General features: G+C 36.1%; 21 protein-coding genes. 1 reads left to right on the top strand and 20 read right to left on the bottom strand.

Annotation, left to right across the window (positions count from 1 at the left end):
• Window position 1: 1 nt before the first annotated feature.
• From ACULEU_RS02210 to ACULEU_RS02265, 12 genes are all read right to left on the bottom strand, one after another.
• On the bottom strand, window positions 2-409 hold the full coding sequence (locus tag ACULEU_RS02210; protein WP_445453826.1) for a hypothetical protein: 408 nt from the start codon (window positions 407-409) through the stop codon (window positions 2-4).
• A 3-nt stretch (window positions 410-412) separates the two neighbouring features.
• Window positions 413-1444, bottom strand: a complete 1032-nt coding sequence (locus tag ACULEU_RS02215; RefSeq protein ID WP_445453827.1) for a T9SS type A sorting domain-containing protein — start codon at window positions 1442-1444, stop codon at window positions 413-415.
• A 102-nt stretch (window positions 1445-1546) separates the two neighbouring features.
• The gene (pruA, locus tag ACULEU_RS02220; RefSeq protein WP_445453828.1) at window positions 1547-3175 is read right to left on the bottom strand and encodes an L-glutamate gamma-semialdehyde dehydrogenase; all 1629 of its coding nucleotides are present in this window, start codon (window positions 3173-3175) and stop codon (window positions 1547-1549) included.
• A gap of 144 nt (window positions 3176-3319) precedes the next feature.
• Window positions 3320-3706 carry a Co2+/Mg2+ efflux protein ApaG gene (apaG, locus tag ACULEU_RS02225; protein WP_445453829.1) on the bottom strand — a complete coding sequence of 129 codons (387 nt, stop codon included), beginning with the start codon at window positions 3704-3706 and terminating at the stop codon, window positions 3320-3322.
• Between the two features lie 69 nt (window positions 3707-3775).
• Entirely contained in the window at window positions 3776-5026 is a 1251-nt protein-coding gene (locus tag ACULEU_RS02230; protein ID WP_445453830.1) for a type IX secretion system plug protein, read from the bottom strand.
• Between the two features lie 66 nt (window positions 5027-5092).
• Window positions 5093-5926, bottom strand: a complete 834-nt coding sequence (locus ACULEU_RS02235) for a class I SAM-dependent methyltransferase (RefSeq protein WP_445453831.1) — start codon at window positions 5924-5926, stop codon at window positions 5093-5095.
• Entirely contained in the window at window positions 5926-6744 is an 819-nt protein-coding gene (map, locus tag ACULEU_RS02240; protein WP_445453832.1) for a type I methionyl aminopeptidase, read from the bottom strand. The genes ACULEU_RS02235 and map overlap by 1 nt, the downstream gene beginning before the upstream one ends.
• A gap of 279 nt (window positions 6745-7023) precedes the next feature.
• Window positions 7024-7989, bottom strand: a complete 966-nt coding sequence (locus tag ACULEU_RS02245; protein ID WP_445453833.1) for an L-threonylcarbamoyladenylate synthase — start codon at window positions 7987-7989, stop codon at window positions 7024-7026.
• 9 nt (window positions 7990-7998) lie between these two features.
• Window positions 7999-8838 carry a DUF6671 family protein gene (locus tag ACULEU_RS02250; RefSeq protein ID WP_445453834.1) on the bottom strand — a complete coding sequence of 280 codons (840 nt, stop codon included), beginning with the start codon at window positions 8836-8838 and terminating at the stop codon, window positions 7999-8001.
• Window positions 8822-9118, bottom strand: coding sequence for a hypothetical protein (locus ACULEU_RS02255; protein WP_445453835.1), 297 nt, complete (start codon window positions 9116-9118; stop codon window positions 8822-8824). The genes ACULEU_RS02250 and ACULEU_RS02255 overlap by 17 nt, the downstream gene beginning before the upstream one ends.
• A gap of 234 nt (window positions 9119-9352) precedes the next feature.
• Window positions 9353-9592, bottom strand: coding sequence for a hypothetical protein (locus ACULEU_RS02260; RefSeq protein ID WP_445453836.1), 240 nt, complete (start codon window positions 9590-9592; stop codon window positions 9353-9355).
• Window positions 9593-9604: 12 nt separating this feature from the next.
• Window positions 9605-11041, bottom strand: a complete 1437-nt coding sequence (locus tag ACULEU_RS02265) for an NADP-dependent isocitrate dehydrogenase (protein ID WP_445453837.1) — start codon at window positions 11039-11041, stop codon at window positions 9605-9607.
• Window positions 11042-11131: 90 nt separating this feature from the next.
• On the opposite strand from ACULEU_RS02265, the gene ACULEU_RS02270 reads away from it, so the two are divergent.
• Entirely contained in the window at window positions 11132-12055 is a 924-nt protein-coding gene (locus tag ACULEU_RS02270; protein WP_445453838.1) for a LysR family transcriptional regulator, read from the top strand.
• A gap of 4 nt (window positions 12056-12059) precedes the next feature.
• Here the strand turns inward: ACULEU_RS02270 and ACULEU_RS02275 are convergent, their stop codons facing one another.
• The 8 genes from ACULEU_RS02275 to ACULEU_RS02310 form a co-directional block, all read right to left on the bottom strand.
• Complete coding sequence (locus ACULEU_RS02275) at window positions 12060-13448, bottom strand: TolC family protein (protein ID WP_445453839.1); 1389 nt, start codon at window positions 13446-13448, stop codon at window positions 12060-12062.
• Entirely contained in the window at window positions 13448-14794 is a 1347-nt protein-coding gene (locus ACULEU_RS02280; protein ID WP_445453840.1) for an HlyD family secretion protein, read from the bottom strand. The genes ACULEU_RS02275 and ACULEU_RS02280 overlap by 1 nt, the downstream gene beginning before the upstream one ends.
• Window positions 14795-14799: 5 nt before the next feature.
• Window positions 14800-16464 (bottom strand): peptidase domain-containing ABC transporter, encoded by a 1665-nt coding sequence (locus ACULEU_RS02285; protein ID WP_445453841.1) that lies wholly within the window; start codon window positions 16462-16464, stop codon window positions 14800-14802.
• Between the two features lie 2 nt (window positions 16465-16466).
• On the bottom strand, window positions 16467-17141 hold the full coding sequence (locus ACULEU_RS02290) for a TetR/AcrR family transcriptional regulator (RefSeq protein WP_445453842.1): 675 nt from the start codon (window positions 17139-17141) through the stop codon (window positions 16467-16469).
• A 47-nt stretch (window positions 17142-17188) separates the two neighbouring features.
• Window positions 17189-17884 carry a TerC family protein gene (locus tag ACULEU_RS02295; protein ID WP_445453843.1) on the bottom strand — a complete coding sequence of 232 codons (696 nt, stop codon included), beginning with the start codon at window positions 17882-17884 and terminating at the stop codon, window positions 17189-17191.
• A 10-nt stretch (window positions 17885-17894) separates the two neighbouring features.
• Window positions 17895-18533, bottom strand: coding sequence for a leucine-rich repeat domain-containing protein (locus ACULEU_RS02300; protein WP_445453844.1), 639 nt, complete (start codon window positions 18531-18533; stop codon window positions 17895-17897).
• Between the two features lie 131 nt (window positions 18534-18664).
• Window positions 18665-20179: a 2,3-bisphosphoglycerate-independent phosphoglycerate mutase gene (gpmI, locus tag ACULEU_RS02305; protein ID WP_445453845.1), complete on the bottom strand. Its 1515-nt coding sequence runs from the start codon at window positions 20177-20179 to the stop codon at window positions 18665-18667.
• A gap of 74 nt (window positions 20180-20253) precedes the next feature.
• Window positions 20254-22722, bottom strand: coding sequence for a DUF5916 domain-containing protein (locus tag ACULEU_RS02310; protein WP_445453846.1), 2469 nt, complete (start codon window positions 22720-22722; stop codon window positions 20254-20256).
• Window positions 22723-22807: the final 85 nt, after the last annotated feature.

The raw sequence follows: 22807 nt of genomic DNA on the forward strand, positions 1-22807 counted from the left end.
ATTACAAGCTCATTCGAACAAATTTATAGGAACAGGCTTCAATACAGGGATAATAGAGTATCAGATTGTCTCCCTGTAACTGATACTCAATTGTGTATTGCGAGTCAAAACAGTCCTCGAGTGAAATCTGATTTTCAGATGCAAAATAGGGTGCTGAATAATTGCCGTCAGCTGGAGTAACTACATTGCAAAACGAATAATTAGAGGTAACGCTACCATTACTTAAAAATTCTATGATTTTATTTTCTGTTACAGGTTGATACGTACCAGAGCCATCACCAGGATCAAATAATACTTCAGTCATTTTCCATTTTCCTAAAAATTCTGAAGTTTCAGATTCTCGGTTATTATCTTTTGAACAAGAAATTAAAACGATTGCCAACAAAAAAAAGGATATGATTTTTTTCATGAATTAGCTTTTTATAATCTTCTTGTTAACGCTTCCTTTCTCATTTTCTATGGTGATTAGGTACATTCCTTTGCTCAAAGAAACTGGTATTTCCATAACGCCATTTATAGTTTGCGCTTTTGTCTGATACATTGTTTTTCCCAACATATCGATAACTTGGATTTTGGCGTTTTCAATGGTTTCTGTGGCATTGATTTGGATAATGTCTTGAACTGGGTTTTGAATCCAAACCGACTGTAATGTATTTTGAGTATTCCCTAGGGTTGCAGAATTTGCAACTTCAAGTGTTGTTACATTTTCGTTGATGCCAGCTGCTGAAGCGACAACGACAGTGTTCACACTCCTAAACTTAAAATTGTTAGTGGCATCATTTGGGTCATAGTAAGCGTAACTGGTTTGAGTCGCTGTCCCTACTGGAAAAATACTTACATACAAAGTCACAGATAATACTGTTTTTAATCGGGTTACATTGGCAGTAAACCCGTAATCGGTCAAATTCAAAACACCGTAACCATCAACACTGGTCACTAAACTTCCTGAAAATGTTCCCGAATTAGTACCGTAGTTAAAGGATCCGCTAACGGTATTATCGGTATTGGTATACGGATACACCAGCGGAAAAGTTCCTAAAGTTGCATTTCCAGCACCATTGTTACCGCCATTGCAATTGATGGTGAATCCGGTCGAATTTAATCCGGTAATCGAAATGGCACCCGCGTTATTTTTGGTAAACATTCTTCCTACAGTTGTGGTATTTCCTTCTAATGATGTAGTTACAATAACATTATTGGTTCCGGGATACGTTGACGTTTCTGTTGCTGTAGGTGCAACATAGGTATACGTTGATGTACCAAGATTAAGAAAAGAACCAAAGGTCCAAGTTTGATTAGTGCCGCCAGAGCCATGACTAAGCGGAGCTGCCGTAGTTACAATTTTATTGATTGCACCCGATGTTCCGTAAAAAGAATTTACCTGATTTTGAGAAAAACCGAATAACGAAATAGATAATAAAGGTAAAAGTAATTTTATTTTCATAGCTGTATTTTTAAGAAATTGACATTCAGGTTATTTGTTCAAATTTATAAAAAAAAGTCCAAGCAAAACTCGGACTTTTAAAAATTGTAATGGTAGTAAAAGTTATTCTCCTAAAAATGGATAACGATAATCTTCTGGAGTCACAAAAGTTTCTTTAATGGTTCTTGGAGAAACCCAACGCAATAAGTTTTGCATAGAACCTGCTTTGTCGTTTGTTCCCGAAGCTCTGGCTCCACCAAAGGGTTGCATTCCAACCACCGCTCCTGTTGGTTTGTCATTGATATAGAAGTTTCCGGCACTATTTTGCAAGGCTAAAGTAGCTTCCTCAATAGCATATCGGTCTTGACTAAAAATGGCTCCAGTCAAAGCATATTCTGAAGTTTGGTCAACTAATTTTAGCGTTTCAGCCCATTTAGAATCGTCGTATACATAAAGGGTCATCACTGGTCCAAAAAGCTCGGTTTCCATGGTGGCATATTTCGGATTGGTGGTAACAATTACAGTTGGTTCGATGAAATAGCCTTTGGATTTATCATAATTTCCACCAACGATGATTTCGGCATCAGCATCAGCTTTTGCTTGATCAATAGCTTTGGCTAATTTATCAAAAGAACCACCGTGGATTACAGCCGTTATGAAGTTTCCAAAATCTTCAGGTGAACCCATTTTCATCGACTTAACATCCGTAATCAACTGCTCTTTTACAGCGGGCCATAAACTTTGCGGAATATAACCTCTCGAAGCTGCGGAACATTTTTGTCCTTGAAATTCAAAAGCACCTCGTGTAATTCCAGTAACGACTTGTTTTACATTGGCACTTGGATGTGCCAAAACAAAATCTTTCCCTCCCGTTTCACCAACAATTCTTGGATACGTTTTATAGGTATGGATGTTTTCACCAATTTTCTTCCAGATTTCTTTAAACACAAACGTGGAACCAGTGTAGTGCACTCCGGCAAAATCTGGATGCGCCAAAATAGTGTCGGTAATCATTACAGGATCACCAAAAACTACATTGATAACACCATCGGGAACGCCGGCTTCTTTAAATACATCAATAATTATTTTTGCCGAAAAGACTTGGCTGTCACTTGGTTTCCAAACGACAGTATTTCCCATTAATGCGGCACTTGCGGGAAGATTGGCTGCAATAGCGGTAAAATTAAAAGGCGTAATCGCATACACAAAACCTTCTAATGGACGATATTCTACTCGATTCCATACATCGGAAACCGACTTTGGTTGATCGTTATAAATCTGCGTCATGAATTCAACGTTGTATCGCAAAAAGTCGATTAATTCACAGGAAGCATCAATCTCCGCCTGATAAATAGTTTTTGATTGTGCAATCATGGTTGCAGCGTTGATTCTCGCTCTATAAGGTCCGGCGATTAATTCGGCAGCTTTTAAAAAGATAGCCGCACGTTGTTCCCAAGCCATATTAGCCCATTTTTTTCTGGCTTCTAAAGCAGATACAATAGCTTTTTCTACATGTATTTTTTCGGCCAAATGATATTTTCCAACGATATGTTGGTGGTCGTGTGGCGCCGTCATGTTTTTGGTATTCCCGGTTCTGATTTCCTCATTACCAATATAATTGGGAACATCAATGGTTTCGTTCCACATTTTTTTGTAAGCTGCTAAAACTGCTGCTTTTTCGGGGGAATTTGGAGCGTATGATTTTACGGGTTCATTGACCGCTTTTGGGACATGGAAAAAACCTTTTGGCATAATTTATATAATTTTGAAAATTAGACGATTTGATAATTTGATAATTCAATTCTTGAGAATTATTACATTTTACACAAAAGTACAAAGGAAAAGTTGAATTTTTAATAAGAGGGGACAAAGATTAATTTGTCTTTAACAGAAGTTTTAATTCAACGCAAAAGGAGCACTCAACTTGAACGTTGGTACGATTACTTTAAACGTTTTGGTAGTTGTAAAATTGATCATATTGAAATAACCGCTCATAGCTCCGAAAGGAGAAGACAATAAACAACCAGAATTGTACGTGTGTTTTTCGCCAGGTTTCAATACGGGTTTTTTACCAATAACCCCTTCGCCATCTACGATCTCAATGTCGTTAAGAGAATCAAGAATTTCCCAATGACGGGTATTTAATTGTACGGAATCTTTGCTGTGATTTTCAATGGTAATTTCATAACTAAAGGCAAAATGAATCTTGTAGTTTTTGAAGTATGTACCTTCAAAACTAGTCAAAACCGAAATTTTTATACCTCTTGTTATTTGAGAAACCATAAATCAATGTATAAGGTGAAGCCAAAATTACAAAAAATACTATTCTTGGCGCTATTTTAGTGTTAATTTTTAGTTAGTTATATCTACAGAACTAGCAATCCCTTTGCCGATGATTCTATCGTAACGCTGATTATTTTCTCTGTAATACACTAATGCAAAATAATTATTCTCGGTTTGGAAAAAGTTGCCGTCGATAGCATTTTTCTCATCAACTTTTCCGTTTTTGTCCGCAATCACATATTGGAAATTGGTAAAACCTTGTTTAATCATGATGGCTTTTTCATAGATTCCTTTTTTGGCATTATACTCCATTTTGTTTTCTTCTCCAAGAGCAAAGTTGTTGAACATGCCGTTCACATAAATCGATTTGTTGTCATAGTAAGTAGGAGCAGAGAGCGAGAAGAATACCCAAGCATAATCGGCTTCGATTTCATTATTTTCGACGCCAATGTTTCTTACGATAAAATTGCCATTGATATCAGGAAAGTAGGTGTAAGGTGCGTTAAGTCGGGCCTGAGATAAATATAAATATGCATTGTACAATCCGCTTTGCGAATCCACTCTAGCAATATTGTTATTGGCAGCACGAATGTCTTTGTTTTCGAAAAACAGGAATTCATTTCCACCCCAAAATTGGGTTTCGGCATCATATTTATAAATTAAGTCATTTCCGATGGTAAACTGCGGCTTGATGTTCGTTATAGCATTGTCGAACCTGCCGTTTTGCATCAGCATAACTTTTACATTTTGTAGTGGACTTTGAAAATTGATAGTCGCCGATTTTATAGCAAAGTCAAGGTTGTGCTTCTGTTCAACTACAGCTAGATTTCGGGCTCTTCTTACCTGCATCGGAACGGAAACCAATTCCTCAAATAAGATAAACTTGCGTGAAAAAACCACTTCTTTATCATCATTTAAAATCTTAATCATATAGTTGCCACTCACACGGAATTGTGTTAGTTTGTTAGGAAAAGAAATACGATAATGAGAATAAATCTGCAGTGCGTTGAGCGAGTTAGTATACTCCTGAATTCGTTGGTCGTCAAAACCTGTTAAATATTCGGCTTTTACCAGTTGAGAAGGTTTCCAATCGTAGTCACAATGTGTGATTACGTAAAAGTAATTGGCTTCGTTGCCAAACAAGTCGTCAAATTGAAAGGAAAAACTATCGCCTAAACGAAAAACCGGAATGGCATTTTGATTGTTTTGAACGAAACTTACGGTTTTGATATTGTAAGGTGGAATGATTTCTTTCTCAATTTGAGAAAATGAGAACAAGGAAACCAATAATAAGCTCGTAGAGAATAACTTTTTTAACATAGTTTGTAAATCTGATTCGTAAAGATACTAAAATTTACTTACCAAGATTATGCCAAGACTTATGTTTTACTTAAAACAAATAGGAATGATTTCACCTTTTGCCAAGCAATATTTCTCGACTAATTTTGGAGCGATTTTGTTGGTATAATCCTCTTCAATCACTTTAAAACCGATACTTCTGAGTTTGTCAAAATAATCTCTTCCGTAAACGCGAACATGGTCGTATTGCCCAAAGATTTTGGCCCGTTCTTTTTGGTCGACAATCGAATCATCCGAAAAGGTAGTGGCTCTTGACAAGTCTTGTGGAATCTGGAAAATTCCCATTCCGCCGGGTTTTAGCACACGATACAATTCCTGCATGGCTTTGGTGTCATCGGGAATGTGTTCTAAAACATGGTTGCAGAAGATGATGTCGTAGGTGTTGTCTTCAAAAGGGAGATTACAAATATCGGCTTTAACATCTGCTAAAGGGGACAACAAATCTGTGGTGGTGTAATCAATATTGGTTTGTTTTTTAAAGCGCTTGTAAAATTCCTGTTCCGGAGCGAAGTGAAGTACTTTTAATACTGAACTTGATTCAGTATCTCGTAGTTTGATATGTTTGTTGTTTGTGATAGGAGCATCTGAAACGGATTCAGATTGAAAGAAGTCGGTTTCATTTTGAAGATACAGCCACAATAACCGATGTCTTTCTAACGAAAGCGTACTTGGTGAAAGTACATTATTTCTTTGATTTCCATAGCCATAAGGCAAAAACATGCGGAAACTCTTTCCATCTATTGGGTCGGTGAAACGGCTTCCTTTTAGTAAAAATGCCAATATCGGTCGAACCACAATACTTAAACGAATAAGAATTGGTCTCGGAATCGTATTCAGTATAAATTTGAAAATTTTTTTCATTACAGCACTAGCGGTTTTTGACGGAATTCGTCTTCTTCGTTACTTACGATTCCCAGAGCATTGTACACATATTGAAATGTGGAAAGTAGTTCCGGTTTGCCGTTTATTAGCGCGACATCATGTTCAAAATGGGCACTTGGTTTTCCGTCAGCTGTTAATATCGTCCAGCCGTCTTTGAGCTGCTTGATATTTTTCGTTCCCATATTAATCATCGGTTCGATAGCCACAACCATTCCTTCTACGAATAATTTTCCGCGACCTCGTTTTCCATAATTCGGCATTTCGGGATCTTCATGCATTTTGGTTCCCAATCCGTGACCAACCAATTCACGAACTACGCCATATCCATGCGATTCACAGTATTTTTGAATGGCATTCCCAACATCTTCTACGCGATTACCGATTTTGAATTCTTTTATCCCAACGTATAAAGATTCTTTGGTAACTTTCAATAGTTTTTTGGTTTCGGGAGCTACTTCGCCAATTTCAAAAGAGTAGGCATGATCACCGTAAAATCCATTCTTAAGCACGCCGCAATCCACAGAAATTACATCGCCATCTTGTAAAGGATTGTTATTTGGGATTCCGTGTACGACCTGTGCATTTGGACTCATACAAAGTGAATTTGGGAAGCCATATAATCCTAAAAATCCTGGAATTCCACCATTATCTCTGATGAATTCTTCGGCTAGTTTGTCTAATTGTAATGTCGTTACGCCAGGTTTAATCACTTTGGCTATTTCGCCTAATGTTTTGGAAACGAGTAAAGCACTTTCGCGCATTAATTCGATTTCTTCGGCTGTTTTTGGGATAATCATGTACTGTAAATTTAACTGTGTTCCGTTCGGACTTGCTAGTCGAATCCGAGCGCAAAAGTAATTATTTTTCCCTAGTTATTTGAAATTAAAGAACGATAGCAGAATATAGGAGCATCTTTTGAGTAAGTAGATAAACATTATGCGTTTATACACCATTCAGCATATTACTAAAAATATACTACGAAAATACTTAAGGCATTTGTTATGGATTCTCATCAAAGATTATTCACATTCGAATACAATCTATTGTAGTTTTTAAAGGATTATAGTAGTGCTTTCTTATTTGAAGTCTTTTGTAACGGTAGCCCTTTTTAATCGATCGTTTATAGCTTTTCCTAACTCATTATCAGGGAATTTTTCCGCGATAATCACATCCAAGTCTAAAGCGTCTAAACGATGCAAAGCAGCATATAAATTGGCTCCAGCTTCGGTTAAATTCCCTTTAACCGACAGTATTTCTTGATGGAATACCTCTTTGTTATTGATTTTAGTGTTAAAAAGGAGTAACCCAATTTTTTTTGGTTTGTAAAAAGCTATCGCATCCGATAGGTCTGTAGCAATTACACTAAATGTTTTGGGAGCATAATGACTTAGCATCATTCCGGGTGCTGAGGGCGTATTTTCTTCGAAGTTTTTAATGTTAATGGGACCAATTTCCTTTTCAATATGTTCTATGGAAATAGCACCTAAACGATATAAAACGGCTTGGTCATTTTCAAAGCCAATGATAGTAGACTCTATCCCGTTTTTACAATTTCCACCATCTAGAATCAAGGGAATTTTATCGTCAAAATAGTTTGCTACGTGTTTTGCTGAGGTGGGACTTATGGAACCAAAAGGATTTGCACTTGGAGCTGCCAAAGGGAAAGGCAAAATAGCAAGTAATTGTAGTATATCAGGATGATTGGGCATTCTTACAGCAACTGTATTTTTTCCAGCGGTAATGCTGTCCGGAATAGTGCTTTGCTTTGGGAGTACTAAAGTTAGTGGTCCGGGCCAAAATTTATCCATCAATTGCCAAGCAATATTTGGAACGTTTGAGGCAATTTCTTTTACCGCCTCTTTTGATCCAACATGAACAATCAAGGGATTATTGTGTGGGCGTTTTTTTACCTCAAAAATTTTACGAATGGCTTTTTCACTATAAATATTCCCTGCTAGCCCATATACTGTTTCGGTTGGTAAAGCAACAATGGCATCATTGTTTAGCCATTCAGCGGCTTGGTAAATATCTTTTGAAATCATCTGGATAGATTATGGGTTACAGTAATCACAGAAGGCAGGGTCTTCTTTAGTTTTTTGTTTCGGATATAAGAGTTCCTTGTTGAAACTACATTTTTGGCATGTATAAAGATAACTTAGGGTTGATGCTGTTGGTCGGTTGCACCAAGCACATGGCAAACCTGAAAGAGCTTGCGAAATAGTAAATCCTGGTGATTTACATTGAGGACATTTTGATTGAACAGCTTCTAAAAGTTTTACCGCAGTTTTTTCAATAACTTTCATTCGACTTGGATTGAAGTTTGCCCTCATGTCAGTTTCGACATAGGCAGAGCCAAAATCATTTACAAATTCTTGAAAGTGTTTTTTTAAGTCCGTTACGTTATTTATCCCTTTGATAATTCTAGTGTAATCGGTTTCAGTAGGCTTTAAAATGAGTCCGTGTGAAGGAAACTTTGCCCGTTTTGCGAAAGCTAATAATTCAGTTTTATTTTTGATAGTTGAAGCGCTAAAATTAGTTTCCATGCTTATTTCGCGGACAACAATTTCTATATTGTTTTTGGCATCAACCAACATCATGAGTTCGTCATCTGCAGCAGCAAAAAAAACAGATGGATGTGCACCAAACGACCCTTCACTAGCGATAACCAAATCAGCATGATTCTTTTCCATAGCGTGGAGGCATTTTTTTCGAAGGGTCGTTAGCGCATCATCTTTTCTTGCAATTTCTCCCGTAAAGGTTCCGAGGGTGTCCGTGTCAAAGGCCTCGGTAACAAAGCAATTAACACCAAGTCCACTTTCAAACAAAGGAGCAATCACCTTTTCTTTTTTATGTTTTGTAGCGATTAGAAGTTTTCTATTCAGAAACATCATTTGCATATTCTAAATACACTCTGCTTTGTACTATCAAGTTAACTCCTTTGAGTTTTGCTGTTCTTATAAATTCTGTCAGTTCTTCTTTGGTTTGAAGTAATTCATTAATCCGTTTTCTAGAATGGCCACTATCTCTATCATATCGAATATGATTGCTAAAATCATCGATTTTATGATAATTAACCTTATTGGTAATCATGGTTGAAAGTAAATTGTTAGCATCATCGGGAGTGAATGTACTTTCAATAAGTTGAAACTCTTTTTTTTCAGTTGTAGTCATAATTTTATGTTCTCTTTTTTTAATTGTGATAGGAGTAATAATAGGCAAAGACCCAAAAGGCTGGTGCTAATTAAATCTCCTGAAAAAAAGAAATTAAACACCAAGCATGCTAGTGTGGCAAGCATCAGAATACTGATAGTAATAGTTTTTTTTTGAAATATTTTATTCATAGTTATTTACAGTTATTTAACTAATCATTAAAGTGGTTACTTCATCGAATACTGCTTGAAATGATTAAAAGTTGATGATGCCTTCCATGTGGAAATTTTTATTTTCGCTGTTAATGTAAGCGCGAGCCTCTTCTAAATTCTTTTGTAGTGCCTTAATCTTCCCTTCTCTCATTTTGATATCTTCTTCGTTAGCACTAGTTTTAACTTTCTCTTCATGAAATTTTATTTTAACATGGTACAATTGGGTTAAAATTTCAATAGATTCTGTGGGGCTAAATGCACCATCAATTAGTTGTAATTTCATCGTATTTGCGTTTTATTGTCCTTGTCCGAGTGAAAAAGCCATTTTCCCGTCAAATTGGTATAGATTTTCGGTTTTTATGGTATCAATGCCATTTTGTAAACATTGTTGTAGTAAAATGATAAGTTCCTCTTTATTGATGGTTTTGCCGTTTTCTGTTTTAAAGCGACATCTCCAATGATCGGTGCAAAAGGTTTGCGAAAATCCTTCAGGCCATACTTTAATTCCACGATTAGTAATCATCGAAAGCTTTACGTTTGACGTGCCAATAGTATCCATTTTCTGAGCCAATTCATTGGCATCAGTCCCATTCCAGTGTACAAAAATGTCATGTCCAAGGAGTTCTTTTTTGGCTGGTGTCCTCTTTTCATATTTTGGCAACGTAATCTCTTGCCCGCTTTGATAGTTTACAGGTTTTAATGTGACAGGTTCTTTTCCAAGGTTGGCAATTATCGCATCTGCAAATTCTTGGGTTCCCACTTTTTTGGAGCTTTTCCCTTCGGTATAAATATCATAAGTATGGATGCCATCTTCTAACGTTTTTAACCAAGCGTTATGTACTTTCGTGGCCACGGAGTTTTGTCCTAAATGATTAAGCATCATTACGGCTCCTTGTAGCAATCCTGAAGGATTAGCTAAATTTTGACCAGCTCTCCTAGGCGCAGAACCATGAATAGCCTCAAACATAGCACACTCTTCTCCAATGTTTGCTGAGCCTGCAAGTCCAACAGATCCTGCGATTTGTGCAGCTATATCAGAAAGCACATCACCATATAAATTTAAAGTAACAATTACGTCAAAGACTTCTGGTGTGTCACTCATTTTAGCAGCGCCTATATCGATTATCCAATGTTCATTTTCTATTTCAGGATACTCAGTAGCAATTTCGTCAAAAACCTGATGGAATAATCCATCGGTTTGCTTCATAATATTGTCTTTGGTAAAACAAGTTACCTTCTTTCTGCCATATTGTTTGGCAAATTCAAAGGCATAACGGACAATCTTTTCGCAGCCTGGTCTGCTCACTAGCTTTAAACATTGGATTACTTCATCCGTTTGTTGGTGTTCAATTCCTGCATACAAGTCTTCCTCGTTTTCTCTGATAATTACAATGTCCATCTTTGGATGTTTGGTCTCAACAAAAGGGTGCAAACTTACACATGGACGCACATTGGAGTATAAGCCTAGAAATTTTCGAGTGGTTACATTCAAACTTTTGTAACCACCTCCTTGAGGTGTTGTGATAGGAGCTTTTAAAAAAACTTTATTTTTGATGATAGTGTCCCAACTTTCTTTGGCGATACCTGAGGAATTGCCTGATAGATATATTTTTTCACCTACCTCAATTTCATCATACTCTAGTTGAGCACCAGCAGCATTGATAATTTTTAATGTAGCGTCCATTATTTCTGGACCGATTCCGTCTCCTTTTGCGATAGTTATTCGTTGCATGATACTATTTTGATTAATTTTTGACAAAGATAAAATCACTGTTCCATATATTTTTATTTATATTTGTTATAAAATACATAAATATTATTAATGAATTATACGTTGCACCAGTTACAGGTTTTTTTAAAGATCACACAAACTAAGAGTATTACTAAAGCGGCTGAAGAGCTTCATTTGACTCAGCCAGCGGTTTCCATTCAGTTAAAGAATCTTCAAGATCAGTTTGAAATACCACTTACTCAAGTTATTGGTAGACAATTATATGTTACAGAGTTTGGTAATGAAATTGCGGTTGCAGCTCAAAATATTATTAACGAAGTTTACAATATCAATTACAAGACATTAGCATTTAAAGGCATGCTTTCTGGGAAGTTAAAAATCTCAGTCGTGTCTACGGGTAAATATGTAATGCCCTATTTTTTATCTGATTTCACGAATAAAAATAGTGGTATTGAACTCGAAATGGATGTGACCAATAAGCTTAAAGTTATTAAATCCCTAAAAAATAATGAAGTTGATTTTGCGCTTGTCTCTACTTTACCAACAGGGATTGAGGTTGATGCGGAAGTACTATTAACCAACAAACTTTTTTTAGTAACCAATTATCAAAACAGCGACGTTATAAAAAATACTAAAGCCTATCTTTCAAGTAGTTCGTTAATCTATCGTGAAGAAGGATCTGCCACACGAATAGCCATGGAAAACTATATAAGAGCGCAAGGGGTTCAGGCCAAAATGAAGTTACAACTCACCTCAAACGAAGCAGTAAAGCAAGCCGTAATTGCTGGATTAGGATTGTCGATCATGCCCTTAATAGGTTTAAAAAACGAATTGGAAAATGGTAGCATCAAAATAATTTCCGCAAAAAATTTGCCAATAGTAACGAACTGGAACTTAATATGGTTAAAAGGAAAAAAAATGAGTCCTACAGCAAATGCTTATTTAGAATTTATTCGGAGTGAAAAAGTTAGAATCAATGAGGAATATTTTTCTTGGATAGCGTCCTACTACTAGATGCTTATTCAGGATTCGCCATGATTTTAAACAAAGAGGCATTCGATTCCAAAAAACGGTTATCAATCGCTATTTGCGATAACTGTGCCGAAACCAAATTGTTCTCTCTCGAATTAATTAAAAATACCGAGCTTTCTCCAAACGAAAACAAGCGGTCTTCCGAGCTCAGCATCGTTTCGTTGTCTTTGACCAAACTGGCAATAAGTTGGCGCTGCTTCTCCAAAGATTGAATCTCGGTTTGTTGCGCCTTAATTTTATTTTTAAGTTGTACGCGCTCCAAATCCAAATCAAACTTACTGTCCTGCAGTTTGTATTTCGCCAATTGTAAACTGCCACGTTCTTTTCGTAAAAATAGCGGAAAGTAGAAATTTACCCCAATTTTATAATCTTGAAATCGATAGTTGTCGATGTAGCTTGGTTCGGATAAATACGAATAGCCTACATCTACTTTGGGCAGCAGCATATTGGCTTTGAGCTTGCGTTCAATGTCGAGTATCTCTATTTTACTCTCAAGCGCATTTATTTTCGGATGTTTATCCAACGAAGGATTGTCCAGCATCAAATCGTTGGTGCGCAACGTTTCCTTGATGGTTGCTAATAAGTTTTCTTCGGGAACAATATCCTCTTGTAATTCAAGAGGGACATTATTTTCCAGCCAAAGAAAATTACTCAATTCCAATTTAGCTTTAGCTAATTTCAATTTAGAATCTTCGAGGCTTAACATTCGGTTTCTGAGGATTATTCCGGCTTCAACACTATCAATTGCGGGTTTGTCGCCTTGTTCAATCAGTTTAGAAATTCCTTGGTAACGGACATCAGCATTGGTTACATATTTTTGGTACAATTGCACTTCGCTGAAGTTTCGTTTCCAATTGAAATACGCTGTCGACGCATCATACAAAACAGCAACAGCCTCCAAATTCCGTTCGGATTGACTCAATCGGATTTGAACTTTCGCTTTGCGCAAATCGGCCATTCGCTGATTGATAAACAATCCTTGTCCCAACGGAACTGAAATCCCAAATGAAGTCAGTCCTTGATTGGGAACCGTATTTTCGGGATTCAGATAAATGCCGTCGTTGTTGTCAAATCCGGCTTTAATTTCCACTCCGTACCAAGTCGGAATTTTAAAACTGCTATTCAGAATTGAATAATATTCGTTGTCTTTGAATTTTTTCTGTTCAAAATCGACTTCAATTTTCGGGTCAAAGCCGCCACGTGCCATCATTAAATTGGCTTGAGCTGCACTCAATTGTAAGTTGGCACTTTTAACCAATGGATGGTATTTTTTTACATAACCTAGAAACTCATTATACGTGAGTTCTTTGGAAATAGTGGTTTGTCCCCAAACTGAAAACCCTAAAAAAAGAAAGCCTAAAACTACTGATTTCATTATTTTTTATCTTTTTGGAGATTTGTTTTAGGTTGATAATAGTTCGGTGGAAAGCCATTTAGTGTACGCCAAACTTCAAACCAAACCGGCACATTGTCTAATAGAGCAAGCGTTTGCGCACCCGAACCAATACTGATTTGTTTAGGCCAAGGTGCTTCATTTTCATCTGGAGCTATCAATACTCTGAATTTTCCATTATCGCTGATAAAGTTTTCAATAGCAATGATTTTTCCGCCAAAGGTACCATAAGACATTCCAGGCCAGCCCGAGAAAACAATGGTTGGCCAACCGTCAAACCAAACCCGAACTTTCTCGCCTTTGTGTAGTAGCGGTAAATCGGTAGGTGATACAAAAGTTTCTACTGCGATATCGTATTTTGACGGCATGATGCTCACGATTTGCGTTCCCTCTTTGATGGTTTCTCCAATTCCCGATTGTAACGCACGGTTCACATAACCACTTTGTGGTGCTTTGATATAATACATGCCGTTTCTGATTTGGTAATTGGTATACTGATTTTTCAGCTTATTGACCTGAGCTTCCGTGTCATATTGACCGCTAAGCGCTGTGTACTGATCACTTCTGGCTTTTTGCTCTTTTTCATTGTATTCGGCTACAATCCGGTTTACTTCTACTTTGGCATTGATTAATTCATTTTCACTAGCCAATAATTTGTTTTCCTGAGTGATGATTTTCGCTTCAACCTCTTGCAGTTTTAGTCGTTTTTCTTCGACATCAGTCATGGGTTTTAGTCCTTCTTTGTTTAACGATTGTGATCGATTAAACTGCGTGTTGGCAATCTTGATTTGAGTTCTTACGGCGACTAAATCCATACTGTCGCTTTTTATTTTCAGCATCGATTGTCTGATTTTGTTTTTGGCTTGTTGCAGTTTTAGCTGTCGTTCGTTTTGTATGGCTGCAATTTGAGCCGAAAGAGAACTGACTTTTCCACCATAGGATTTCCCAGACATTTCTTTGGCTTTCAGTTGACTTTCGGTATTTTTTACCAAATTTGGATCGAGATAATCTTCCTTAGTTTCTGAAATGAAAAGTATTGTATCTCCCTTTTTTACAAAATCACCTTCTTTTACATACCATTTTTCAATTCTCCCAGCTATGGCAGAGTGGATGGTTTGAGGTCTTTGGTCAGGTTTTAAAGTTGTTACAGCTCCACTTCCCGAGATGTTTTGTGTCCATGGCAAAAAAAGGATAATCAAAACTAGTACAGAAAAGCCAATGATTATTTTGTTTAGAATTCGATAATACGGTCTCTCACTCAAGGTCTTGAATGTGCTGTATTGTTCTATGCTTTCGCCAATTCTATTATTGTTTGAAATGTTAAGCATACCTATTATTGTTTGATATCATTACTAATTTTTCCTTCTTTCATCGTGATTCTTCTGTTACATTTTTCTTTCCAATAGTCTTTTTTAGAGGAGACGATTAGTGTCCATTTATTTTCTGCTGAGGTGATAAAATTAATCACTTCTATAGCATCTTCATCATCCATTTTATCTAAGGCATCTTCATAAAAAAGTATTTTTGGCTTATTGATGATACTTCGCGCCAAAAGAATTTTTTGAGCATTGGAAGAAGACAATTGTTTGCCTTCCGGAAAGATTTTAGTATCTAAACCTTTGGGTAACGATTTGATGAAGTCGCCCAGTTTGACACTTTCAATAGCCCATTTTAAGTCCTCCTGACTTACAACCGGATTATTAAAAGTAATGTTTTCCAATATTGTGCCTTCAAAGGGCGTTTCTCCTGTAATAATGGTGCTGATTTGCGAGCGATAATGGTCTAAGTCTATTTTTCTGTAGGTGTCGTCGTTGATGTAAAGCGATCCTGATGATGGTTGCAATAAGCCCGATAAAATTCGGATAAGCGTTGTTTTTCCGGAACCGTTATTTCCTTCTAGGTATATTTTGTCCGATTGGTTAATGGTTAGATTGATTTTCTCCAAAACATAGTTTGCTGCATCTGGGAATCTATAACTCATGCTTTCAACATCTAACTGAATGTTTGTGTAACAGAAATCTGCTTTTTTGGAATGTGCTTCCTCAATTTCCAAGTCGGTAATTTGCCCTATTTTTTCAACCGCAGTTAAGACATCGTATAAAGTTTCCAGACCAATTACAATTTTTTCAACAGAATTGATGACTAATAAAATAATGATTTCCGCTGCCACAAACTGACCGATATTCATTTTCTGATTTAGCACTAAATAGCCGCCAATCAACAATAATCCGGCAGTAATGATGATTTTAAAAATGATTAATTGGGTAAACTGTCTTTTAATAATGCCAAAGTGCTTTTCTCTGTAAGCAAGATATTCCGAAACCAATCGGTCATTTTTGGTTAAAGCAAAATCAAAGTTGGTCGTTTTTTTGAAACTAAAATTGTTTCGAGCCATCTCCTGTAGCCAACTCACCACTTTATATTTATATTTTGATTCTTTTAAGCTGGTAGAAAGACCGGAATTATAGGAAAATCTAAAGATGATATACAATAAAATCACGAGAAAAAATCCAAAGAATATAAAAAACGGATGGTACAACGACAGTAAAATGATTCCAAAGATAATTTGAAGTAATGCCGTTGAAAAATCGATTAACAGTTTTGAGGCACCTTTTTGAATGGTAAGCGTATCAAAAAAACGGTTCGCCAATTCAGGTGGATATTGATTGTACAGCGCCTCGGTTTTAATTTTTGGTAGTCGAAATCCAAATTCAAAGGAAGAACGGATGAATATTTTTTGTTGCAAATTTTCGGTAATACGCAATTGCATTAAAGATAAAACACCCACTAAAGCCACGCCAGCGATGACAATAAATACCAAAACAATCCAAGAAATACTGACTCTGCCAGATTGGATTAGATTGATAATTGCTTGAATGCCTAGTGGAAGTGATAAACTTATTAAACCTGCAAAAATGGCATAGAAAAAGATTTGAGAAATGTCTTTTCTATCCAATTTAAGTAAGTTGATTAATCGTTGTGATGCAGTAAGTGCCATAATTAGTTGCGTAAAGTTTTTTGAACTAAATCAAGATAAAAATCAGTGGATGTACTTGTTTTGTTACAATTTGTGATGGTTTTCAAATGGTCTTTTAAAAAGTGTTGGTGTAACGAGCCTTCGACGATAGAAGAAGCCAAACTTTTGGCAAATAAATACTCTGGATTTACCTCTTGAATAATATCAATAAGTCGATTGATAACCCTTTTATACACTAAAAAGAATCCTTCTTTGTTTTCCTCATCCACTTCTTTGGTCAGAAGGGTTTTGGTAAATTGTACTATGATAATGCGATTTAGAATTCCTTCATTGATATGAAGTGTGGCGCTGTCGTCTTCTATTTTTTCGGTAACAATGGTGATGGCTCTTTTTAGTTTTTCCATGGGTTCATTGATGTTGGAAGTTGACAAAACAAGTCGGTATTCCATCCAACCCCAATACCAAGAGCATAAATATAATAAAAGTTTGTGCTTACTTTCAAAATATCGGTAAATAGAGCTTTCATTGGAACCAATTCGTTCGCCTAATTTTTTAAAAGTAAAATCCTCAAAACCAATTTCGTCAATCAGTATGATGCTTTCTTCTATAATTTTTTTACCAAGAATAGAGCTTTCAGGGTCTTTTACGAATATTTTTTCGTTGATTTGAATTTTTAAGGATAAGAGTAATTTGTCCATGGTTGTTGTAGAATAATAATCGCTTAAATAATAATCAAGAGTGTAATTTATGGTTCGGTTTTGATGGTCTTCATTTGAATTACATCAACTAGAAAGGCAAATGCCATAGAGAAATAGATGTACCCTTTAGGTATTTCAAACTGAAAACCTTCAGCAAGTAAAGATACACCAATCATCATTAGAAAGCATAATGCTAGCACTTTGAACGAAGGATGTTTACTTATAAATTGGCTAATGGGTTTTGAGGCAAAGAGCATAATAATTACCGATACGATTACTGAAGTATACATAATCCAAAGTTCATTTACCATTCCCACGGCTGTAATTATTGAATCCACAGAAAAGACTAAGTCCAAAAGTATTACCTCGCCAAGTATTTTTGCGAAGGTGCCTTTTATTAGGGTTGCCTCTTTTTTAGAATGTAATACTTCTGTTTTATGATAAATTTCTTTAGTACTTTTATAAATCAGAAATAATCCACCTAGAATAAGTATTATTCCTTTACCTGTAAACCCAATTTCAAACAAATAAAATACTATTTTGTCAAGTTTTAATATAAACGAAATAAAGGCTAAAAGTAATAATCGCATGAACATTGCCAAACCTATTCCCCAAATACGGAGTTTATTTCTTTGGCTTTCAGGAAGCTTGTCAGCTAATATTGAAATAAAAATAATATTGTCTATTCCTAAAATGATTTCTAAGACAATAAGTGAAACTAAAGGAATTAGTGCTTCAATCATAATTGTTTCATTAAAAATTAATCCTAAACCCAAAATTTAAATTTCTCATATCTAGTAATTTTGGATCAATGTTATTGTCGTTTAAATCAAGATATTTTAGATGTTGTAAGGTTTCAATCTTTGGAATTTCTTTAAGTTTATTGTGGTTAAGATACAGGTTTTCAAGTTTCTTCAATTTTAAGATTTCACGAGGTAGTTCCTTTAAATTGTCCTTCTCTAAATGAAGCGATGTTAGTTTTGGTAGTTTTGCTAACACATTTAAAGATTTTGGTAAATCAATAAATTGCTCATCATTCAAAAAAATTTCTTCTAAATTGATAAGATTAGAAAATTCAGAGGGTAATATTTTAAAATTGTTGCCATTGAGGTTGATAACTCTTAATGATTTTAAATTGGTAACACCAATAGGAATTTCTTTTAAATGATCATTCTCAAGATTCAAGTATTCTAAGTTTATGAGTTTTGACCAATCTTCATCAGAAACTAAAACCGTTTGATTGCTTAAGTTTAAACGAATAACTTTTTCGGGATTCTTTAGTGCCTCTGTGATACTATAATACTCTTTAAATTTATCTGTTTCATTTTGAGCACTCGCAATGTTAGAAATTGTAAAAAGTGTAAATAGGAATATATGGCGAATTGTTTTCATGATTTCAATTATGTATTTATTTGCAAAGATAATAGTAATACTATCAATATTGAAATTTTAACTTTTATTTATATAAAAAAAGAGATCCAAAATAGAATCTCCTTTTAAAAAAGTATGTAATTTATATCAAGTTATAACAGCGATTTCCCAGTCATTACAATGGGTTTTTCAATTCCCATTAGTTCCAAAATAGTAGGAGCAATGTCTCCTAAAACTCCATTATGTATACTTTGAAGTTCTTTATCGACTAAAATTATTGGAACCGGATTGGTTGTGTGTGCGGTATTTGGTGAACCGTCTGGGTTAATCATCGTTTCGCAATTACCGTGATCTGCAATAATGATGGTAGTGTAATTATTCGCAAGGGCAGTTTCTACCACTTCTTTAACACAAAGATCAACAGCTTCACAGGCTTTGATGGCGGCTTCCATAATTCCGGTGTGTCCTACCATGTCGCCATTGGCAAAATTAAGACATACAAAATCGACATCTCCTTTTTGTAGTTCTGGGATTAAAGCATGCTTGAGTTCAAAAGCACTCATTTCAGGTTGTAAATCGTAGGTGGCTACTTTCGGAGAGTTTCTTAAAATTCGGGTTTCGCCTTCAAACGGTTCTTCACGTCCACCCGAAAAGAAGAACGTTACGTGTGGATACTTTTCAGTTTCGGCAATTCTTATTTGTTTTTTATGATGTTTTTCTAAAACTTCGCCTAACGTTTCGTTGAGATTGTCTTTGTCGAAAATGCGATAAATATTATTGAACGTATCGTCATAGTTGGTCATCGTCACATAATACAAATTCATCTTGTGCATATTCTGGTCCAGATGGTCTTTTTGCGATAATACTTCTGTCAGTTGACGTCCTCGGTCGGTTCTGAAGTTGAAGAAAATGACCACATCACCTTCTTTGATGGTTGCGATTGGTTCCCCGTTTTCGGTCATTACAATCGGTGGCATAAATTCATCAGTCACCGATTTTGCGTAATTTTCCTCAATGCTTTTTACGGCATTAGTCGAATGAGTTCCGGTTCCATGGACCACCAAATCATAAGCAAGCTTCACGCGTTCCCATCTTTTATCGCGATCCATAGCATAATAGCGCCCAATTACTGAGGCTAATTTAACAGAAGTACCTTTAATGTGGTCTACAATTTCACCAATAAATCCGGCTCCTGATTTAGGATCCACATCGCGTCCGTCTGTAAAAGCATGAATAAACACTTTTTGAAGTCCGGCATCATAAGCAGCATCAACAAGACCTTTTAAATGATTGATGTGAGAATGTACACCACCATCAGAAACCAATCCTAAAAAGTGTACTGTTTTGTTATATTCTTTGGCATAATCAAAGGCATCAGCAATGGCTTTTTCCTTATTGAAGGTTTTATTTTCAACTGCCAAATTAATTTTGGCCAAATCCTGATACACAATTCTTCCGGCACCAAGATTCATGTGGCCTACTTCTGAATTTCCCATCTGACCCTCGGGCAAACCAACGTTTAAGCCGTCTGTTCGAAGTTGGGCATTGGGGTATTTTGTGTAAAGGCTATTGATAAAAGGGACATTAGCATTGTCAATGGCGGAAACTTTGGGGTCGGGTGATTTTCCCCAACCATCCAATATCATTAAGATAACTTTTTTGTTCATTATGGCGAATTTTTATGGCACACTTTTTTGGACTATTGTCCTTGGGTGCACAAAGATAACGCTAAAAATTAAGTTTAGAAACGGATTCTTTCCTTAGGTTTTGTAAAGCTTTTGACAACTTTGAGGTTTTTAAGCGAATTGTAGTCGATGTAGTATTTGATACTCACAGAAAAAACGTGGTTTAAGACATTGTCATTCAGCAAACTCTTCACATTGTAATCGAAATCTTTTGTAATGATACCGTCAAAACGATTGGAACTGTTTCTATAAAGTACCAAAATTTCGCTTCCGGGAGCAAACCACCAGGAATAGGTTAAATCCAAATTCCAAGTACTGAAATCCTGATTCTGGTTATCAACCGGATTTGTGTAATCCAGAAACCGTCCATTAGATTGTAGTAGTAAGTATTTTTTGTTTTGTGAATAGGACCAATAATGCCGAGCCAAGAGCGTAAAGCTCATGTTGCTGTTCAGAGAATATCGAGCGGATAAGGTGTTGGAATAGGAAACCACATTTCGGTAGCCGTAAATCACATCGTCTGGTGTAGCCGAATTTAAATCGGTGTCAATAGTAGTAGCATATCCATTGTCATTGGTATACTTAAAGATATTAAAGCTATAAACTGCCAATAGCCTATCGCTAAAACGATATCTGGGAGAGAGCGTTAAGTCGTATAATTCTCTTCCTTTTTCATTGTACTTGGTGTAACTCGGCTCAATATCGAAGGCGAATTTGTAGTTGTAATTTGATGAAAAATAGCCCCAACCACCATATTTGGCCGGATTGATATTGTATCCATTAATTCCGATTCGGGGATCAAATTCGGCGGTTTCCAGAGGGTCAATGTTGATTCCCATACCAAAATCATGATTTTGTTTCGTGGTTATATGGAAATTAGTATTGTAATTATTTGCTTTTAAAAGTCCGGTTTCTTTGTGGAACTCGTTGTAAGTATTGAAGTTAACTCTAAATCCGTTGACCAATTTATTTGGATTTAATATGCGGTAGCTGATGTTAGTGTAAAAATTATAGAATCCCGTTTCAAAGTTAATGCCTAAATCATTATTGTCAAAATCCTGACTGATAATATTGGCACCAGCACCGAATCGAATTTTGCCTTTTGTCTTATTAAATTCGGCATAAGACCGGATTCCATTTTTATCTTTGGCATCATTGATAGCGCTGTATTCTAAATTACCAACGGCTTGAAAAGAGTTAGAACGCGTATTTAAATCCCAAACCAAAGCCGAAACATTAGCATCTCTAAAGCTACCGTTGCGAGAAACATTAGTGTTGGCTAGAGAAATCGAAGAGTTTTTGTTAAATCGTTGATCAAGCACCATTACATTATAATTGGTTAGCGGGGCAATAGTTTGTAATCTTCTTTCGCCAGTGTCATCGTTTTTGACCACAACACTTGTGTTTTCGGAAACGGCATTTAAGACGCCAATTCCCAAACCACCTCTTGTTCGCCCTGAAATTTTCATAGCATTAATTAACTTTATAGAGCTAGGCATATCTACTGCCGTTTCATTGTCAGCTACTTCAACATCGGGAGCTTCTCCAATTCTTCGTGTGTATAATAAATTTCCTTTGTTAAACAAGTCGGTACCTTCGGTAAAAAAAGACCTGTTTTCATCAAACTGTTGTTCAAATGCGCTAAGATTTAATTGAACATTATCAAACTTAGTCTGACCAAAATCCGGAATTAGAATGGCATCTAAGGTAAAAGCATCACTAATACCATATTTGATGTCCAATCCGCCCTTAAACTCTCCAAAGGTTTTTCGGGAATCACTAGCGTTCAAATAAAAAGAGGAATAAGGAATAAGGAATAAACGGGTAGGAGTATTGATGTTTTCAATACCTTCCAAAATTCCGGCTTGATTGCTTTCGGAATTGATTTTGTTGTCCAACAGATTCCAGGTGTACTTTCCATTAGTGCGTTTGATTTCTCTATAGAAATTGACACCCCAAGTTTGTTTGCTCTCGGTAGAAAAGCGTAAGGCAGCATAAGGGATTTTCATTTCGACAGCCCAGCCAAATTCTGTCAAACGGGCTTTACTGTCCCAAATGGCATTCCAAGAATAATCCTCTCCATTAGATTCTGTGTAAAAAACATCAATCTGAACATCGGCGGCACTTACAAAAAAACGAAATTCCTGTTGGCCATCATTATAGCCATTAATTTGAACACCAAAGTGATCCGCTGTTCCAAAAACATCTCGCCGTGTTAACTCCTTTGATATCTTGTTCGTTTCATCATCATAAAGTTTAGCCGCGATATAAATAGCTTCGTTATCGTAAACAACCCTAACTTCGGTCTTTTTTTCGGGAGCAATTGGTTTTCCGTTGTCTGGAAATATCATCACAAAATCGGTTGCCACATTTGCAGTAGCCCACACAGCTTCATCAAATTTACCGTCAATAGAGATTTTTTCTTTAGTGACTTGAGTAACTAAGGTCTTTTTGGGATTTTGACTAAATACGTTGCCTATAAAAAGCAGTATTACATATAGGGGATAGTAATAGTATTTAGGCATTGATGGTGGTGGTTAGTCGAGCAAAATTAAATAATAAATTCATATCTACAACCCAGTTATCAATAAAATCATTCAAATACAATAC

It is taken from the genome of Flavobacterium sp. 25HG05S-40 (assembly GCF_052654735.1).

Excerpts from the sequence above, each read along its gene's own strand:
- ACULEU_RS02270 (WP_445453838.1), top strand. The coding sequence starts at position 11,132 with ATGAATTATACGTTGCACCAGTTACAGGTTTTTTTAAAGATCACACAA.
- ACULEU_RS02215 (WP_445453827.1), bottom strand. The coding sequence starts at position 1,444 with ATGAAAATAAAATTACTTTTACCTTTATTATCTATTTCGTTATTCGGT.
- ACULEU_RS02285 (WP_445453841.1), bottom strand. The coding sequence starts at position 16,464 with ATGGCACTTACTGCATCACAACGATTAATCAACTTACTTAAATTGGAT.
- ACULEU_RS02300 (WP_445453844.1), bottom strand. The coding sequence starts at position 18,533 with ATGAAAACAATTCGCCATATATTCCTATTTACACTTTTTACAATTTCT.
- ACULEU_RS02260 (WP_445453836.1), bottom strand. The coding sequence starts at position 9,592 with ATGAAATTACAACTAATTGATGGTGCATTTAGCCCCACAGAATCTATT.
- ACULEU_RS02295 (WP_445453843.1), bottom strand. The coding sequence starts at position 17,884 with ATGATTGAAGCACTAATTCCTTTAGTTTCACTTATTGTCTTAGAAATC.
- ACULEU_RS02250 (WP_445453834.1), bottom strand. The coding sequence starts at position 8,838 with ATGATGTTTCTGAATAGAAAACTTCTAATCGCTACAAAACATAAAAAA.
- ACULEU_RS02210 (WP_445453826.1), bottom strand. The coding sequence starts at position 409 with ATGAAAAAAATCATATCCTTTTTTTTGTTGGCAATCGTTTTAATTTCT.
- ACULEU_RS02280 (WP_445453840.1), bottom strand. The coding sequence starts at position 14,794 with ATGCTTAACATTTCAAACAATAATAGAATTGGCGAAAGCATAGAACAA.
- pruA (WP_445453828.1), bottom strand. The coding sequence starts at position 3,175 with ATGCCAAAAGGTTTTTTCCATGTCCCAAAAGCGGTCAATGAACCCGTA.
- gpmI (WP_445453845.1), bottom strand. The coding sequence starts at position 20,179 with ATGAACAAAAAAGTTATCTTAATGATATTGGATGGTTGGGGAAAATCA.
- ACULEU_RS02290 (WP_445453842.1), bottom strand. The coding sequence starts at position 17,141 with ATGGACAAATTACTCTTATCCTTAAAAATTCAAATCAACGAAAAAATA.
- ACULEU_RS02310 (WP_445453846.1), bottom strand. The coding sequence starts at position 22,722 with ATGCCTAAATACTATTACTATCCCCTATATGTAATACTGCTTTTTATA.
- ACULEU_RS02230 (WP_445453830.1), bottom strand. The coding sequence starts at position 5,026 with ATGTTAAAAAAGTTATTCTCTACGAGCTTATTATTGGTTTCCTTGTTC.
- apaG (WP_445453829.1), bottom strand. The coding sequence starts at position 3,706 with ATGGTTTCTCAAATAACAAGAGGTATAAAAATTTCGGTTTTGACTAGT.
- map (WP_445453832.1), bottom strand. The coding sequence starts at position 6,744 with ATGATTATCCCAAAAACAGCCGAAGAAATCGAATTAATGCGCGAAAGT.
- ACULEU_RS02275 (WP_445453839.1), bottom strand. The coding sequence starts at position 13,448 with ATGAAATCAGTAGTTTTAGGCTTTCTTTTTTTAGGGTTTTCAGTTTGG.
- ACULEU_RS02265 (WP_445453837.1), bottom strand. The coding sequence starts at position 11,041 with ATGCAACGAATAACTATCGCAAAAGGAGACGGAATCGGTCCAGAAATA.
- ACULEU_RS02235 (WP_445453831.1), bottom strand. The coding sequence starts at position 5,926 with ATGAAAAAAATTTTCAAATTTATACTGAATACGATTCCGAGACCAATT.
- ACULEU_RS02255 (WP_445453835.1), bottom strand. The coding sequence starts at position 9,118 with ATGACTACAACTGAAAAAAAAGAGTTTCAACTTATTGAAAGTACATTC.
- ACULEU_RS02245 (WP_445453833.1), bottom strand. The coding sequence starts at position 7,989 with ATGATTTCAAAAGATATTTACCAAGCCGCTGAATGGCTAAACAATGAT.